Genomic DNA, 15,770 nt, shown 5'->3' with positions numbered 1-15,770 from the left:
GTCCGTACGTAACCGAGACTCTGCACATGCGGATACGGAGACGGCGTGTGAACGGAAGCGGGCAGCGAGACCGGCGACGGCTCGGCGCACGGGTGCTGGCCCTGCTGGGCAGCGTGCTGGTGCTGGTGCTCTTCGGGGGCGTGGGCGGCGCGTCCGCCCACGCGGCGCTCACGGGCACCGACCCGCAGGACGGCAGCGTGCTGAAGTCGGCGCCACGCCAGGTGACCCTGACGTTCAGTGAGTCGATCGGCCTGCTCGACGACTCCTTCCGCGTGCTCACCCCGGAGAACCGGCGCGTCCACACCGGCGAACCGAGCCACGCGGACGGCCGCTCCGACACCGCACGCGTCACCTTGCCGCGCGGCCTGGGCACCGGCACGTTCACCGTGGCCTGGCGGGTCGTCTCGGCGGACAGCCACCCGGTCTCCGGCGCCTTCACCTTCTCCATCGGCAAACCCTCCACGACCCCCGCGCCACTGCCGCCGACCGGCGGGAACCCCGCTTCCGCCGCTCTCTACGACATCGCCCGCTACGCCGCGTACAGCGGACTCGCCCTGCTCATCGGCACAGCCACCTTCGTCCTGGCCTGCGGCTTCCCCGGATCCGTACGCCGTCTGCTGGTCACCGGCTGGTGGACCCTGCTCGGCTCCACGTTCGCGCTGCTCCTGCTGCGCGGTCCCTACGAGCGCGGCACAGGTGTGGGCGGGGCCTTCGACCCGGCGATCCTGAGCGAAACCCTGACGAGCCGGCCCGGAATCGTGCTGGTGGCGCGGCTGGCGCTGCTCGCCGCTGCGGCCTTCGTGCCCCTGCGTGCGCCGGTACGCGACCGGGAGTCGGGCCGTGGCGTCCTCGTGCTCGGCGGACTGTTCTCGCTGGCCCTCGCGGTCACCTGGGCCGCCGCCGAGCACGCCTCCGCCGGGATCCAGGTCCCCGTGGCGATGGTCTCCGCCGTGCTGCATCTGCTCGCCATGGCGGTGTGGCTCGGCGGCCTGGCCGCTCTGCTGACCGTCCTCCACCGCCCCGCCGAACCGATCCCCCCGGCCGTCGTCACCCGCTTCTCCCGGCTCGCCCTCACCTCGGTCGCGGTCCTCGCGATCACCGGCGTCTACCAGTCCTGGCGCGGCCTCGGTTCCTGGGACGCCCTGACCTCGACGTCGTACGGCAGGCTCCTGGTCGTCAAACTCGCCGGCGTCTCGCTGCTGCTGGCGGCGGCCGCGTTCTCGCGCCGCTGGACGGCCCGGATGGCGATGACGGAGACCTCCGCCACCGTCCCCGCCGAACGTGTCGCGGTCGCGGTGACGGCCGGGGCGCCGGCGGACACGGTCGCGCTCACCGGCGACGTACAGGAGAAGCACGGAAGCGAGGACGCGGGCGCCCGGAAGGACGCCCCGGGAGAGGAACCAAGGGGAGAGGGCCGAACGGGAGACGGATCGGCCGGAGACGGATCGGCGGGACGCGCCTCGGAGGGAGGCGCCTCGGCGGAAGGCGGGCCGACGGATGCTCCGGGGGGTACCGCGCATCACCGGGGTCTGCGCCGCTCCGTGCTCGCGGAGGTCGCCATCGGCATCCTGGTGCTGATGATCACGACGATGCTGACCGGGACCCAGCCGGGCCGCGCGGCCACGGAGACCGCCGCCGCAGTCGTGGCCGCGGACCGGCCGACCTCGACGACGACACTCGTGCCCTTCGACGTCGGCACCCCCGGCGGCCACGGCAAGGTCCAGATCGAGCTGTCCCCGGGCCGGGTGGGCGAGAACTCCGTGCAGGCCGTGATCATCGGCCCCGACGGCGGCTTCGTGACCGTCCCCGAACTGCGCCTCACCTTCACCCTGGAATCCCAGAAGGTCGGCCCGATCGACGCGGAGATCACCGACAAGGGCGGCTACTGGACATCGGACGGCCTCACTCTTCCGCTCCCCGGCACCTGGACCATGAAGGTCACGGTCCGCACCACCGACATCGACGAGGTCACGGTCTCGAAGACAGTGAAGATCGGCTGAGGCGCCGACGGAGGATTCCCTGTTTGGTGAGGGCTTCCCGGACCTGCCGGGCGCGGTCGTAGGCGCGGTCGTCGACGGGAACCCGACCGAAGACCAGTCGCATGTCCTCGATGCCGCGCGCCCTGTCGGCGGCCGACCGGGCGCTGTGCCCGCGCTGTGCCCGCGAGGTGGCACGCCCGGGTACCCGGCTTGGCCGCCGAGTCCTACGCGGGCATCACGCCGTGGATGCGGGAGAGAGTGAAGACGCGTTCCGCTTCGCGCAGGTGGCACCAGGCGTCGAGGTAGGGCGGGTCGAGTTCCAGGTCGCTGAGGGTGCGTACGGTCCGGTTGCCCGAGGTGGCGATGTACTCGACCGTGATGGCGCCGCCGGTGTCGATGGCATGGGCGACCTGGCGGACGTCGCTGTACGACAGGTGCTTCGCGTATCCGGCGACGATCTCCTCGGTGTCCGTCGCGAAAGGCACTCCGCTGCCGAACGGGTCGGGTTCCGGCGCTGTCGGCGGGGCCTTGAGCAGCCGGTCGGCCAGGACGTCCATCCCGGCGTCGGTGGGCATGTCCGAGGCACGGGTTGTGGTGGCCCGGGGGCCGCGCCGCCCCACGTTCCTTCGCGGGGGCGGGACGGCAGCGGCGGCCCTCTGTGGCAGGCTCTTTTCGATGCGTACCGTTCCCCCGGCTGTCTCGGAGACCGGGGCGTAGCCCGCGGCACGGAGAGCGGCGAGAGTCGTCGCGGGTTGGCTGCCGCTGACCAGCACCGTCGGGGCGAGCTGCCGTAGGGAGAGCTTGGACAGCGCTCGGTGGGCGGCGAGTTCGGCGAGGAGCGCGGGTTCGTCGCCGTGGATGACGCAGGCCGCGGGGGCGATGCGGACCCGTCCGTGACCTCGTGCGGTGTCGGCGATGAGATAGGTCAGCGGCTGCGGCAGGGCTGTGGCGGAGCCGGCTGCCAGGTCGGCTGTGATGTCGTCCGGGGTGCGGCCGGCGTCCAGGGCCCGGCGGATACTGCCGGCACTGAAGCGCCATACCGAGGCCGTGCCACTGGTCTCCCGGTCGGCCGTCGAATCCAGCAGCGTTGCGAGTCGCGCGGACGGAGTGCCGGTGACGACGGCAGTGAGGTCGGCGCCGATCCGGGCCGTCGTGGTCGCGGGGGGCAGCAACCGCCGGGCCGTGCTGTCGAGCTCTTCGTCGGCGTGGGCCGCCAGGTGGGCACCGAGTGGGGACAGCGCACCCCGTGCCAGCACGCCCAGCAGTTCGCCTTCGCGGATCACGGTGCTGAACGGCGCCGTGTCGGGGGGCGAGGCGTCGTCGGCGAGCGGACGGTGCCAGGCCACGAGCGGCCCCAGCTCCGAGGCGGCCTTCACCCCTTGTCCTGCCGGGAGCCCCGCTGCCGCCGTGAGCAGCCCGTGGCGGGCCTGCAGGCAGCCGCCGCAGCCAGGCGCACCGGCGAGCGCGGGAAGCGCCTTGCTGTCTTCGTCGCGCGCCCGGGTGGGGGTGAGCGGCAGGTCCCGCCATGCCCGGAGCAGTACGGCGAGCTGTTCTGCGGGTTCCTGCTCGGCCCAGGCGTCGTACGCCTCGGTGGGAGGTACGCGATCGCCGTCGCGGGCAAGCAGTCCGGCGGCGTACGCGGTCTCCAGGACGATGCGTACGACGGCGTCGTCCGCTTGGGCGGCCTTGCCGAGCCGGGCCAGTTCACGCGCGCCGACCCCGCCCGACTTCAGCCGGGTCGGTGGAGCGGTCGCGCATGCCGAAAGGACGGAGGCGGCATGGGCCGCGAACGCGGTGGCGGCCACCGCGGCCTCCCGCTCCACCTCGGAGGAGGTGATGGGCACCGACCGTGTGACGGGCGGCAGAGGTTCGAACGGAGCGTGCCAATCGGGGCCCCGCAGAGCCAAGGCCACCTCGACCGGCATCCGGACGGGCCCGTACCGGTGACGGTCCTGGAGCAGAAGCCCGCGGTCGAGTGCCCATCGGGCGCCTGGTTGGAGGTCGCGGCCAGGAGCCCCGAACACGACGAACAGTGACTGGCGCGGCATGGACCCGGCGCTCTGCTCAAGCAACTTCCGTGTGGCCGCCGGCGCTTGAGCCACCAACGCGGCGACCCGTTCCGCGTCACTGTGATGCTCGACCAGAGCCGCGAGTCGCTGCTGCTTGGTGCCGGGTGGCTTGATATCCAGGACCGCCAGCATGCCGCGCAGTTCCTCCGAGGTGGTGCCGGCCAGCAGCTCTTCCAGCGGGGCGTCAAGTCCCAGGGGCGTGCTCCACGCCTGCCGCAAGGGCGTAGGCATGTGGAGTGCCTCGTTGCCGTCGTGCCACACGAGCGCCCGATCCGACAGTGCCTCCAGGGTCGCGTCCAGCGCGTGCACCCCCGCAGGGGATGTCGAGCCGAGCAACTCCGCGAGGGTGTCCCGGGTCGCTCGGGCTCCCAGGGCTGCCAGCGCCTCGGCGGCCTGCAAGCACGGCAGCGTGAGTTGCGGCAGGACGAGTGCCACGGACCCCGGACGTTGGAGACGGTCCGCCAGTTCCCCCACCGAGCGTGGTTCCGGAGAGGAGGCCGCGTCCTTCCGCATGGCGAGTACGCGTGCCAGGCGGGAACGGTCGAGTTCGCTCAGCCAAGTCGCAAGCGTCGATCGGGACTTCATGAGGGTGCACCTCGACAGACAGGGAACGTTACAGGCGGGCCGAAGCTGCTTCGGTGCCAAGGTCAAGGATGGCGCAGTTCCATGATCCGCGGATGCCGTACGAAGACAGAGCCTGGGGTGCATCCCCACCTCGTGAGGGGTTGCCCCCAACACGCTTTCCAAAAGTTCGTCCGGGGGTTCCGGGGCATGTGGGGGTGTTCTGACCTGCGGTGGAACCGGCAGTGGTGGAGCTTTCGGACGGCGCTGGACGGAGGCGAATGCAACCAGAACTGCAACCATGGGAGTCCAGCCTCTGCTCACACCCTGCGCCAGGCGCTGAGCAGTTCCTCCGGGCCGTACGCCGCCTGGAGCCCGAAACAGCTGACTCCGTTGCGGGAGACCGCGACCAGCGGTACGGGCTCGTCGGTGATCGCCGCCCGGTGCTTGTGCAGCGCGGCCAGGTCGTGGCTGTCGAACGCGGAGTTCTCCAGCCACTTGACCGAGCCGAGGAAGAGCAACTGCTTGGCCACAGGCTGCCGGTCGGCGCCGACCAGGTCGATTTCCACATCGTTGCTGCGGGTCCAGTAGCCGCCGATCGCCGGGGTTGCGGGCAGGAACTCGTCGGGCAGGAGGCGGGCGAGGGATTCCCGGACCAGCGGCTCGATTGCACGCCCCCGCCAACTCGTCCACTGCTCCTTGATCCGGCTCAGGGTGAGATCCCCGCGCATTCGCTCGATCTCCGCCATGTGCGGATCCAGGAACGCGAGCCAGAACCGCAGGTAAGGGTCGGCCACGCGGTAGCGGCGTTCCTTCGACGGCCGCAGTGAGAGTGGCAACTCGGCGGCCACGACACGTTTCTCGGTCAGGACATCAGTGGCCCGGGTGAGAGTGGTGTGGGCGATGCCGCCCGCGGCACGCGCGATGTTGGTGAAGGTCCGCTCCCCGCTTCCGATGGCCCGCAGGACCTCCCCGCTCGTCGCCCGCGGTGGAAACTCGGCGGCCAGTGAGCGCTCTGCCGAGACCAGTAGCGCCGAGATCGGGTTGTCCAGCGAGTCGCGGAGGAACTCCCAGACGTCCGCTTCCGGCCGCCACTCGGCACAGATCAGTGGCAGCCCGCCCGTGATCAGGGCAGCATCGAAGGCGGCTGCCGGCTCCAGCCCGAGCATCTCGCCGATGTCGGCAGGGTTCAGCGGCCCTATGACCATCTCGCGGCCGCGCTGATGGAAGGGGCGGTCGTAGCTGTTCAGCGCCTCCATCATCGACAGGTCGGATCCGACCAGGAGGAGCAGTACGGGTTTGCGGCAGAGCAGACGGTCCCATGCCCGCTGGAGCATGCCCTCGAAGGCGTCGATGCGGTCCATGAGATACGGAACCTCATCAATGACGACCACGCTCGGGCTGTCGTCGGGCAGGATCTCCGCAAGGAGCCTGAAGGCGGCATTCCACTGCTCCGGAGTCTCCTCCGAGAACAGTTCCCGCTCCGGCAGAGTGGATCTGGCGACGGCGTCGAGCAGCTCCGTCAGTTCGTCCTCTGCCGTGCCGCCCGCCGCGGTGAAGAAGAGGTACGGCGTCCCGGCGCGTCGGAGGAACTCCTCGACGAGGCTGGACTTGCCGACCCGCCGCCTTCCGCGCATGAGAACGCACTGACCGGGTTTCGCCGATCCGACAGCATTGTCAACCGCCTGCAAGGCGTTGCCGAGCACGTTCAACTCGAGGTCCCGCCCGATGAAACGACGCATGCCAAACCTCCCGCCAGGGATAGTATCGATGAAGATACTATCCCTAGCGATACTGTCATCCTCTTCATTCGGGTATACCGCTGTGGATCCGGGAGACAGTGAAAAACGAGCTCGGCGTCCCGCACATGGCACCAGGCGTCGAGGCAGGGCGGGTCGAGTTCCAGGTCGCTGAGGGTGCGTACGGTCCGGCTGCCCGAGGCGGCGATGTCTCGACCGTGATGGCCGCACCGGTGTCGATGGCGTGTGTCAGCCGACGGGGTGGTCCTGGGCGAGGGCGGAACGGCGCCCGGTGGATGTCGGCGCTCGCGCTCGGACTGCGGCAGGGCGAGACGCTCGGACTGCGCTGGTCTGACGCCGACCTCGCCAACGAGTACCTGAAGCTGCGGCGGAACCGTCTGCGTCCCAGGTGCGAGCAAGGGTGCCCGGATGCCGCGCCGTGCGACCGGAAGGCGGGGTACTGCCCGGACAAGGTCCAGGTCCGGCGCGAGACCAAGAACACTAAGTCCCGAGCCGGTCGGCGTGCCGTTCCCCTGCCAGGCCCGATGGTCTCGATGCTTCGCGCGCATGCCAAGACGCAAGCCCGTGAGCGCAAGGCGGCCGGTGATCTGTGGACCGAGTCGGACTATGTGTTCACCCGGGCGTCAGGGGGCCCGCTGAGTCCGAACACGGACTGTCGCGGCTGGAAGCGGCTCCTGGCGGCCGGCTCCACGACGCCCGGCACACCGCCGCCACCGTGCTCATGCTGCTCGGTGTCCCGGCCCGGGTCATCGACCGGATCATGGGATGGGAGCCGGGCGCGTCGGCCCGTATGCGGGCGCGGTACCTCCACGTTCCGGACGCCATGCTCAAGGACGTCGCCCGGAAGATCGCCGATGCGATCTGGGGACCCTCGGCACCCCTTGTGGACAAAAACCAGGACAACGAGGGCTGAGGACAACGAAGCAGGGCCCCACCTTGCGGTGGGGCCCTGCGACATCGTGCCCGGTGAGGCACTGGCGGAGGATACGAGATTCGAACTCGTGAGGGGTTGCCCCCAACACGCTTTCCAAGCGTGCGCCCTAGGCCACTAGGCGAATCCTCCGGGGCAAACAATACAAGACGTTGAGGAGTGCTCGCGAACTCGTTCCCCACCCCCGGCATCCTGTACTCTTTGCGGAGCCCCTCACGTGGCGCTATCTGACTGAACTCCCCCAGGGCCGGAAGGCAGCAAGGGTAGGTTGGCTCTGGCGGGTGCGTGGGGGGCGCTTGCGTTCCCGGAACGGCCGCTGGACGGCCGTCGAAGCGTTGCCGGAGGGCCGCCGGGACGGATGTCGGGCCGGCCGGGGACCGGATGCCGCCGGGGTCGCGCCCGGGATGCGCTCAGGACGGTCCTCGTTGTCGGTGGGCGCCTATAACCTCGTAGACGTGTCGTCTCTCGCGCTGTACCGCCGCTATCGCCCGGAGTCGTTCGCCGAGGTCATCGGGCAGGAGCATGTCACCGACCCGTTGCAGCAGGCGCTGCGGAACAACCGGGTCAATCACGCGTACCTGTTCAGCGGTCCGCGCGGATGCGGCAAGACCACGAGCGCGCGCATCCTCGCCCGCTGTCTGAACTGTGAGCAGGGGCCCACGCCGACCCCGTGCGGGAAGTGTCAGTCCTGTCAGGACCTCGCCCGCAACGGCCGGGGATCCATCGACGTCATCGAGATCGACGCCGCTTCGCACGGTGGTGTGGACGACGCCCGTGACCTGCGGGAAAAGGCCTTCTTCGGGCCCGCGAGCAGCCGGTACAAGATCTACATCATCGACGAGGCCCACATGGTCACGTCGGCCGGTTTCAACGCGCTGCTCAAGGTCGTCGAGGAACCGCCGGAGCACCTCAAGTTCATCTTCGCCACGACCGAGCCCGAGAAGGTCATCGGGACGATCCGGTCGCGGACCCACCACTACCCGTTCCGGCTGGTGCCGCCGGGCACCCTGCGCCATTACCTGGGCGAGGTCTGCGGGCAGGAGGGGATCCCCGTCGAGGACGGCGTGCTTCCCCTGGTCGTACGGGCGGGAGCGGGGTCCGTGCGTGACTCCATGTCCGTGATGGACCAGCTGCTCGCGGGTGCCGCCGAGGCCGGTGTGACGTATGCCATGGCGACCTCGCTGCTCGGGTACACGGAAGGCTCCCTGCTGGACGCCGTCGTCGAGGCGTTCGCGGCGGGGGACGGCGCCGCCGCGTTCGAAGTGGTGGACACCGTCATCGAAGGCGGTAACGACCCGAGGCGGTTCGTCGCCGACCTGCTGGAGCGGCTGCGGGACCTGGTGATCCTGGCGGCCGTCCCGGACGCGGCGGAGAAGGGCCTCATCGACGCCCCGGTCGAGGTCGTGGAGCGCATGCAGGCGCAGGCCGGGGTATTCGGCGCCGCCGAGCTGAGCCGCGCCGCCGACCTCGTCAACGACGGGCTGACGGAGATGCGCGGAGCCACCTCGCCACGCCTCCAGCTCGAACTCATCTGCGCGCGCGTCCTGTTGCCCGCCGCCTACGGGGACGAGCGGTCCCTCATGGCCCGGCTCGACCGGATCGAGCGCGGAGTGAACTTCTCCGGCGGTGGTGCGGCGCCCGCCATGGGCTACGTGCCCGGACCCGAGGCGCACGGCGCGGTGCCGGTCCCGCAGGCCGGGCCGGCGGTTCCTCCCGGCGGCGGCCCCGCGGCGGCCCGTGCCGCGGCCCGGGGAGCGGGACAGGGCCCAGGGCACGGAGCGGGGTACGGAGCTGAGCCCGCGGCAGCCGGTGAGGGTGCCGGAGCCGTGCCGGGAGCGGCACCCGTGACGCCCGCTCCCGTGGGTCCCGTGACGCCCGCTCCCGTGACGCCCGCGACCGCCCCGGCTCGGACGAGTGCGCCTTCGTACGCCCCCGTGGCACCCGAGCAGCCCACGGCACCGCCGGCCGGTGCTCCCGCGGCGGCCGCGCCCGGTGCCTGGCCCACCACGACCGCCGCCGGCAGCGGGCGGCGCCCCGGCGGCTGGCCCACGGCGACGCCCGCGGGAAGCGGGCAGGCTCCCGCGCAATCCGCACCGGCGCCCGCCGCCTCCCCCGCTCCCGCAGCCGCCGCGCACGGAGCACCCCAGGCTCCCGCTCCGGCGGCGCCACCGGCCTCGGGGGGCCTGGACCCCCGCATGCTGTGGCCGAACATTCTTGAGGCGGTGAAGAACCGCCGCCGGTTCACCTGGATCCTGCTCAGCCAGAACGCGCAGGTCACGGCCTTCGACGGTACGACCCTCCAGATCGGCTTCGTCAACGCCGGGGCGCGGGACAACTTCGCGAGCAGCGGCAGCGAGGACGTGCTGCGGCAGGCGCTCGCCGAGCAGTTCAACGTGCAGTGGAAGGTCGAGGCGATCGTGGACGCCTCGGGCGGTTCGGCACCGCCGACCGCTCCGCCGGGCGGCGGGTTCGGTGGCGGAGGCGGGTACGGCGTCGGCGGCGCTGGAGGAGGCGGTGGTTACGGCGGGGCTCCGGCCGGCCAGCGCCCCGCCTCCCAGCAGTCGTCCGCTCCGGCCCCGGGGCCCTCGGCCCCGCAGTCCGGCCAGTCCGCGGGCCGCGCCCAGGGCCAGGGCATGTCCGCGCCCGCGTCCGCTCCGGCCCCTGCGTACGAGCCGCCGCCGGTCGCCCCCGAGGACGACACCCCGGAGGACGACGATCCCGACCTGGACGAGTCCGCCCTCTCGGGCCACGAGCTGATCGTCCGCGAGCTCGGGGCGACGGTGGTCGAGGAGATCACGAACGAGTGAGGCGCCTGGTCACGGACGCCGCCTCCCGGTTCTTGGGACCCGCAGCTGACGGCTGACGGCTGACGGCTCTCGGTTTCTGGGACCCCGGCTGACGCGTGCCGGTTCTCGGGACCCGCGGACGGCCGCCTCCCGGTTCCTCGGACCCGCGGACGCCGCCCCGACGGAGGACCCAAGCGCCTGATGTGAGTCGAGTGCCTCAGAAGTGCGCCAGACGTGCCTCGGAAGCACCTCTCGGTGACGCTCCCGGCGCATCCGGGACCCTGCTTCTTGGAGGATCGCACCAGCGTCGTACCCCCTCTGCTTCGGAAGCCCCCACAAGGGCACCCGCCCGCGGCGGTTAGGCTGACCCCGTGAAGGTCCTTGTCATCGGTGGTGGCGCCCGCGAACACGCCCTGTGCCGCTCCCTGTCCCTCGACCCCGACGTCACCGCCCTGTACTGCGCTCCCGGCAACGCCGGGATCGCGGAGGTGGCGGAGCTGCACGCGGTCGACGCCCTCGACGGCGCCGCCGTGGCCGCGCTGGCCACGGAGCTCGGCGCCGAGCTGGTGATCGTGGGTCCGGAGGCCCCGCTGGTCGCCGGTGCCGCCGACGCCGTGCGCGCGGCGGGCATCCCCTGCTTCGGCCCCTCCGGGGAGGCCGCGCAGCTGGAGGGTTCCAAGGCGTTCGCGAAAGACGTGATGGCGGGTGCCGGCGTCCCCACGGCACGCTCCTACGTCTGCGCGACGCCGGAGGAGGTCGAGGAGGCGCTCGACGCGTTCGGAGCGCCGTACGTCGTGAAGGACGACGGACTGGCGGCAGGCAAGGGCGTCGTCGTGACCGACGACCTCGAAGCGGCGCGGGCGCACGCCAACGCCTGCGACCGCGTCGTGATCGAGGAGTTCCTCGACGGTCCCGAGGTCTCCCTCTTCGCGATCACCGACGGCACGACCGTCGTCCCGCTCCAGCCGGCCCAGGACTTCAAGCGCGCGCTGGACGGCGACGAGGGCCCGAACACCGGCGGCATGGGCGCGTACTCGCCGCTGCCCTGGGCGGACCCGAAGCTCGTCGAGGAGGTCATGGAGACGGTCCTCCAGCCGACCGTCGACGAACTGCGCCGCCGCGGCACCCCGTTCTCCGGACTTCTGTACGCCGGTCTGGCGATCACCAGCCGTGGTGTGCGGGTCATCGAGTTCAACGCCCGCTTCGGCGACCCCGAGACCCAGGTGGTCCTCGCCCGGCTGAAGACCCCGCTCGCCGGTGTCCTGCTGGCGTCCGCGAACGGCACCCTCGCCGATCTGGAACCGCTGCGCTGGAGCGAGAACGCGGCGGTCACCGTGGTCGTGGCCTCGCACAACTACCCGGAAACCCCGCGTACCGGCGACCCGATCACCGGGCTCGACGCGGTGGCCGCCGAGGACGCCCCGCACGCGTACGTCCTGCACGCCGGCACCCGGAACGAGGGTGGAGCCGTGGTCAGCGCGGGCGGCCGCGTCCTGTCCGTCACGGCGATCGGATCCGGTCTCACCGAGGCCCGCGAGCGCGCCTACGCGGCGGTCGCCCGCATCGGCCTGGACGGTTCGCAGCACCGCACGGACATCGCGGCCAAGGCGGCGGCAGAGGCGGCCGAGGCGTAGCCCGGCCCCCATAGCATCACCGGGCCCCGGATTCCGCACGGAATCCGGGGCTTTGTCGCGTCACGCCCGGCCCCTCCACCTGCGGGTTTCTGTACGGAACCGGGGGTCGGCCCGAGGCCCGCCGTCATTCACCTTTCCCCAGAGCCATTCCATCGAGTGACCGATGGCCTATCCGGCTGACTGTGGCCGGGGCCCCAACTAGGGTGCGGCGAAAGCATTCCGGCACTTGGCCCACCGGCATTGCGATGTCGGCGGCGGGTGCCACAGTGGGGGAGTGACCAACGCCAGGGCATCCGCCGGCACCGGCAGCGACAAGACCGGGGCCCGGCGGACAATAGGGGGTGACGTCCGGTCGTGACCGGTATGGGTGTGGAGGTGGGCGCGCAGACCGCGCGCTCCCGGGCTCTCGCTGTGCTGCGCGTCCGCAGCAGGGCGCTGGCCGTCGCCCTGCTGCCCGCGGCCGTGGCCGTCGTGCTGCTCGTCGGTGGCTCCACCGGCCGCATGACCGGCGGGCCCTGGGGGATCGCGCGGTGGATCGTGACGGTCCTCGCCGTCGTCGTCCTTCTCGCTGCGGCAGGCATCGCGCTCGTCGTGGCCCGCGCCAGGCCCGCGATGAGCCCCACGGTCCCGATCTCCGAGGAGTCGGCCCCCGATCTCTACCGGATGGTCCGTGACCTGGCCGACCGTCTCGACGTTCCGGCCCCCTCGGCGATAGCGCTCACTCCCGACTGCGACAGCTGGCTCGAGGACCGCACCCATCGGGCGCACGGCCGGTTCTCGTCGGGCGGCGTGGACGGCCCGGACGGCCGGACCGGAAGTCCGGTCGGAGGCCGCCCGGTCCCCGTGTCGGCGAACCGCGCCCGCCGGGTCTGTGCCGCTCCCGTCCTCGTCATCGGTTCCCCCTTCCTGTGGTGGATGCGGGTCGGCGAGCTGCGGGCGGTCCTCGCCCCGGTCGTCGCCGGTACGGGACCGTCGGCGCAGCCGGACATAGCAGCGGCCCGCCGTTTCGTCCGGGGTCTGGACGCGGCCGTGGCCGTGGCCTCGGCCCCCGGCCGGGACCCGCTGTCCCGCACGGTCCTGGCCGGCGTGGGCTCGGTGACCCGCCTCCTGCTGCGCGGCTGCCGTGTCCACGCGGCCGAGATGGAGCGAGGGGTGGCGTCCGCGGCGGCCGAGCGCGCACAGGCTGTGGACTACGGCGTGCGGATCGTCGCCCAGGAACAGGTGGGCCTGGCGTACGCGGGCTGGGACCGCCTGCTGACCCGCGTCGCCCTGCCCGCCTGGCGGATGGGCCGCTGGCCCTCCCGACTGGACGTCGGCGTCGTCGCCGCGCTGACCGAGCTGTCCCGCCGCGACCGGCTGGCCGAGGGCTTCACCTCCCGTCTCGGCGAACGCCCGGCCTGCGACCTGCTCGAAGAGCCCGGCGCCGTGGACGAGGCGGCCTCTCTGCTCGCCGCCCGGCTCTTCCACGGCGGTCCGGCGGAGGCGGGCCCCGACTGGGCGCCGGTCGACTGGCAGGACTATCCGGACGAGGTCGTCGACCGCAAGTGGCGCATCGACGCGGCCCGCCTCCACCGTGTCCTGGACGCGCTGGGCGTCCGGCACCCCGCCGACCCCGCGCTGCCCGAGGCGGACGGACCGACCCTGGCACGCGTGCTGGATCACCTGTCCTCGCCGCCGGGAGCCACTCCTGCCCCGGACCCGGAACCGGGGGCCGTCCTCGCGGTCCACCGCACGGACGCGTACGGGGAGATGGGGATCGCCGAGAGCGACGATCCGGACCTCGCCGTGGGCAACGAGCGGTCGGCCGCCCTCGCGGCCGGGATCACCGCGGAGGTGGCCCGCGAGGAGGCGTCCGCTCCGGCGGCGCCCCCGCCCGCCGGCGGTGCCGAGCAGCAGGGCCCCGACCACGCTCTCTGGGACGACCGGATGCTCCCGCTGTTCCCCCTCCAGCCGCCCAGGACCGGCCGTGAGCTGCTGGCAGACCATGTCACGGCCATGGTCTGCTGCGCCGCGATGGACACCGCCGGGGCGGCCCCCGGACTCGACTGGCTGGACGGTCCGTCCCTCCTCGTCGCCGGTGAACGGGCCGCCGACCTCGGCCCCCGGGTCCTCACCCTGATAGAGACCGGGGACCCCACTCCCCTGCGGGACTGGCTCCGCCATCTCGGCGTCCGCCCGGAGAAACCGGTCCGCCTGGTCTGACGGCTGTCCGAAGGCCGGCCCCACCCGGCCCCACCCACACGTGGTCGGCTCCGCCCAATCGGAGCCATCCGTTCCACTCACGTCAATTCGCGACGAACGGTGACGGACCGCGTGCGTAATGTGATGTGCTGGGACCGATGGCGCACAGCGCAAGGGCTTACCAGTACGACGGGGGCACGAGGGAGGGGAGCACGCATGGCATCGGAGCAGATCCGCCGCTGGGAGTCGGGGGCACTCGCGCACGCCGTCACGGATCCCTTCGGCCAGGGCCCGGTTCCCTGGCTCCGCGGCAGTGAGACCTATTTCGACGACACCGGCCATGTCGTCCCCTGGTACCTGGACACCGACGCGCCCCAGGCGCCTCACCAGGTGACCGGCGCCTCCCGGATCCCGGCCCCGCGCTCCACCTCCGGCACCCGTCCGCGCACCGGTCCCGGAGGTCCCCGCTCCGCGGACGACGTCCACCGCCAGATCAAGGGCTTCACCGCCACCGGTGCCGCCGCTCCCGGTGAGTCCATCGACTTCCATGTGACGGTCGACCCGCCGCAGGAGTTCAGCGTCGACATCTACCGCATCGGCCACTACGGCGGCGACGGCGCCAGCAAGATCACCACGAGCCCCCGGCTCTCCGGCATCGTCCAGCCGCCGCCGCTCACCGCCGACCGCACGGTCTCCTGTCACCACTGGTGGCTGTCCTGGCGTCTGCAGGTTCCGTCCTACTGGAGCGTCGGCGCCTATGTCGCCGTCCTCACCACCGTCGACGGCTACCGCTCCCACGTTCCCTTCACCGTCCGCAACCACCAGACGGCCGACCTGCTCCTCCTGCTCCCGGACATCACCTGGCAGGCGTACAACCTGTACCCGGAGGACGGCCACATCGGCGCCAGCCTCTACCACGCGTGGGACGAGAACGGCCGGCTGCTCGGTGAGGCCGACGCCGCGACGACCGTCTCGTTCGACCGTCCCTACGCGGGCGCGGGCCTCCCCCTCCATGTGGGCCACGCCTACGACTTCATCCGCTGGGCCGAGCGCTACGGATACGACCTCGCCTACGCCGACGCCCGCGATCTGCACGCCGGCCGCGTCGACCCCACCCGCTACCGGGGCCTGGTCTTCCCGGGCCACGACGAGTACTGGTCGCCGCAGATGCGCCGCACCACGGAACTCGCCCGCGAGCACGGCACCTCGCTCGTCTTCCTCTCCGCCAACACGATGTACTGGCAGGTGGAGCTGGGGCCTTCCCCGTCGGGCGTCGCCGACCGGCTGCTGACCTGCCGAAAGCGCCGGGGTCCGGGCAAGCCCGCCCTGTGGCGTGAGATCGACCGCCCGGAGCAGCAACTCATCGGCATCCAGTACGCGGGACGCGTCCCCGAGCCGCACCCCCTGATCGTGCGCAACGCCGACCACTGGCTGTGGGAGGCGACCGGCGCGCACGACGGCGACGAGGTGGAGGGCATGGTCGCCGGCGAGGCGGACCGTTACTTCCCGCGCACCCCGCTGCCGGAGCACCAGGACCGGATCCTGCTCGCGCACTCCCCGTACCCCGACAGCGAGGGCATTCCCCGCCATCAGGAGACCTCCCTGTACCGGGCTCCGTCCGGCGCACTGGTCTTCGCGTCCGGAACGTTCGCGTGGTCCCCGGCCCTCGACCGCCCCGGCCACGTGGACCCGCGTATCCAGCGGGCGACCGCCAATCTCCTCGACCGCATCTGCAAACACGACTGAGGAAGCCCCGTCGGCAGCTCCGCGACACACCGGTGCCGCGGGCACCCGCACCCGCTCGGCACGCCCCCTGTCCAAACGCGCTCGCCCCATACGGGAGAATCGAGGCAGTTGGACATAACCACG

Annotated in this window: 7 protein-coding genes, 1 tRNA gene, 1 other RNA gene and 2 pseudogenes; 7 read left to right on the top strand and 4 right to left on the bottom strand. The window is 72.0% G+C overall.

Translation table 11 applies throughout. The features are described from left to right. Window positions 1-26: 26 nt before the first annotated feature. A complete protein-coding gene (locus ACFYW8_RS12000) occupies window positions 27-2,000 on the top strand; it encodes a copper resistance CopC/CopD family protein (RefSeq protein ID WP_389071378.1) in 1,974 nt (657 codons plus the stop codon). 16 nt (window positions 2,001-2,016) lie between these two features. On the opposite strand, the pseudogene ACFYW8_RS11995 reads toward ACFYW8_RS12000, so the two are convergent. The 3 genes and pseudogenes from ACFYW8_RS11995 to ACFYW8_RS11985 all read right to left on the bottom strand — a co-directional run. Further along, window positions 2,017-2,148, bottom strand: a pseudogene (locus ACFYW8_RS11995) (VapC toxin family PIN domain ribonuclease); the annotation flags it as partial. Between the two features lie 55 nt (window positions 2,149-2,203). Continuing rightward, window positions 2,204-4,633, bottom strand: coding sequence for a helicase-associated domain-containing protein (locus ACFYW8_RS11990; RefSeq protein ID WP_389071375.1), 2,430 nt, complete (start codon window positions 4,631-4,633; stop codon window positions 2,204-2,206). 296 nt (window positions 4,634-4,929) lie between these two features. Beyond that, window positions 4,930-6,351, bottom strand: coding sequence for an ATP-binding protein (locus ACFYW8_RS11985; RefSeq protein WP_389071370.1), 1,422 nt, complete (start codon window positions 6,349-6,351; stop codon window positions 4,930-4,932). Window positions 6,352-6,626: 275 nt separating this feature from the next. Between ACFYW8_RS11985 and ACFYW8_RS11980 the strand changes: the two are divergent. Then, window positions 6,627-7,282 (top strand): annotated as a pseudogene (locus tag ACFYW8_RS11980) (tyrosine-type recombinase/integrase); the annotation flags it as partial. A gap of 62 nt (window positions 7,283-7,344) precedes the next feature. On the opposite strand, the gene ACFYW8_RS11975 reads toward ACFYW8_RS11980, so the two are convergent. Beyond that, window positions 7,345-7,432, bottom strand: a tRNA-Ser gene (locus ACFYW8_RS11975). Window positions 7,433-7,504: 72 nt separating this feature from the next. Between ACFYW8_RS11975 and ffs the strand changes: the two genes are divergently transcribed. The 5 genes from ffs to ACFYW8_RS11950 all read left to right on the top strand — a co-directional run bounded on the left by ffs (window position 7,505) and on the right by ACFYW8_RS11950 (window position 15,647). After that, window positions 7,505-7,603: signal recognition particle sRNA small type (ffs, locus tag ACFYW8_RS11970), an RNA gene on the top strand. A gap of 152 nt (window positions 7,604-7,755) precedes the next feature. Next, the gene (locus ACFYW8_RS11965) at window positions 7,756-10,107 is read left to right on the top strand and encodes a DNA polymerase III subunit gamma and tau (protein ID WP_389071365.1); all 2,352 of its coding nucleotides are present in this window, start codon (window positions 7,756-7,758) and stop codon (window positions 10,105-10,107) included. Window positions 10,108-10,457: 350 nt separating this feature from the next. Then, window positions 10,458-11,720, top strand: a complete 1,263-nt coding sequence (purD, locus tag ACFYW8_RS11960) for a phosphoribosylamine--glycine ligase (protein ID WP_389071360.1) — start codon at window positions 10,458-10,460, stop codon at window positions 11,718-11,720. A 363-nt stretch (window positions 11,721-12,083) separates the two neighbouring features. After that, window positions 12,084-13,922, top strand: coding sequence for a hypothetical protein (locus ACFYW8_RS11955; RefSeq protein WP_389072493.1), 1,839 nt, complete (start codon window positions 12,084-12,086; stop codon window positions 13,920-13,922). A 195-nt stretch (window positions 13,923-14,117) separates the two neighbouring features. Beyond that, window positions 14,118-15,647, top strand: coding sequence for a N,N-dimethylformamidase beta subunit family domain-containing protein (locus ACFYW8_RS11950; RefSeq protein ID WP_389071355.1), 1,530 nt, complete (start codon window positions 14,118-14,120; stop codon window positions 15,645-15,647). Window positions 15,648-15,770: the final 123 nt, after the last annotated feature.

Source organism: Streptomyces sp. NPDC002742 (assembly GCF_042888885.1).
In the GTDB taxonomy this organism is placed as follows: Bacteria; Actinomycetota; Actinomycetes; order Streptomycetales; family Streptomycetaceae; genus Streptomyces.
This window is presented reverse-complemented; position numbering and strand designations above follow the sequence as displayed.

What these genes read in the sequence shown, in the direction of transcription:
- ACFYW8_RS12000 (WP_389071378.1), top strand. Translation starts at nt 27, where the DNA reads ATGCGGATACGGAGACGGCGTGTGAACGGAAGCGGGCAGCGAGACCGG.
- ACFYW8_RS11990 (WP_389071375.1), bottom strand. Translation starts at nt 4,633, where the DNA reads ATGAAGTCCCGATCGACGCTTGCGACTTGGCTGAGCGAACTCGACCGT.
- ACFYW8_RS11985 (WP_389071370.1), bottom strand. Translation starts at nt 6,351, where the DNA reads ATGCGTCGTTTCATCGGGCGGGACCTCGAGTTGAACGTGCTCGGCAAC.
- ACFYW8_RS11955 (WP_389072493.1), top strand. Translation starts at nt 12,084, where the DNA reads ATGGGTGTGGAGGTGGGCGCGCAGACCGCGCGCTCCCGGGCTCTCGCT.
- ACFYW8_RS11950 (WP_389071355.1), top strand. Translation starts at nt 14,118, where the DNA reads ATGGCATCGGAGCAGATCCGCCGCTGGGAGTCGGGGGCACTCGCGCAC.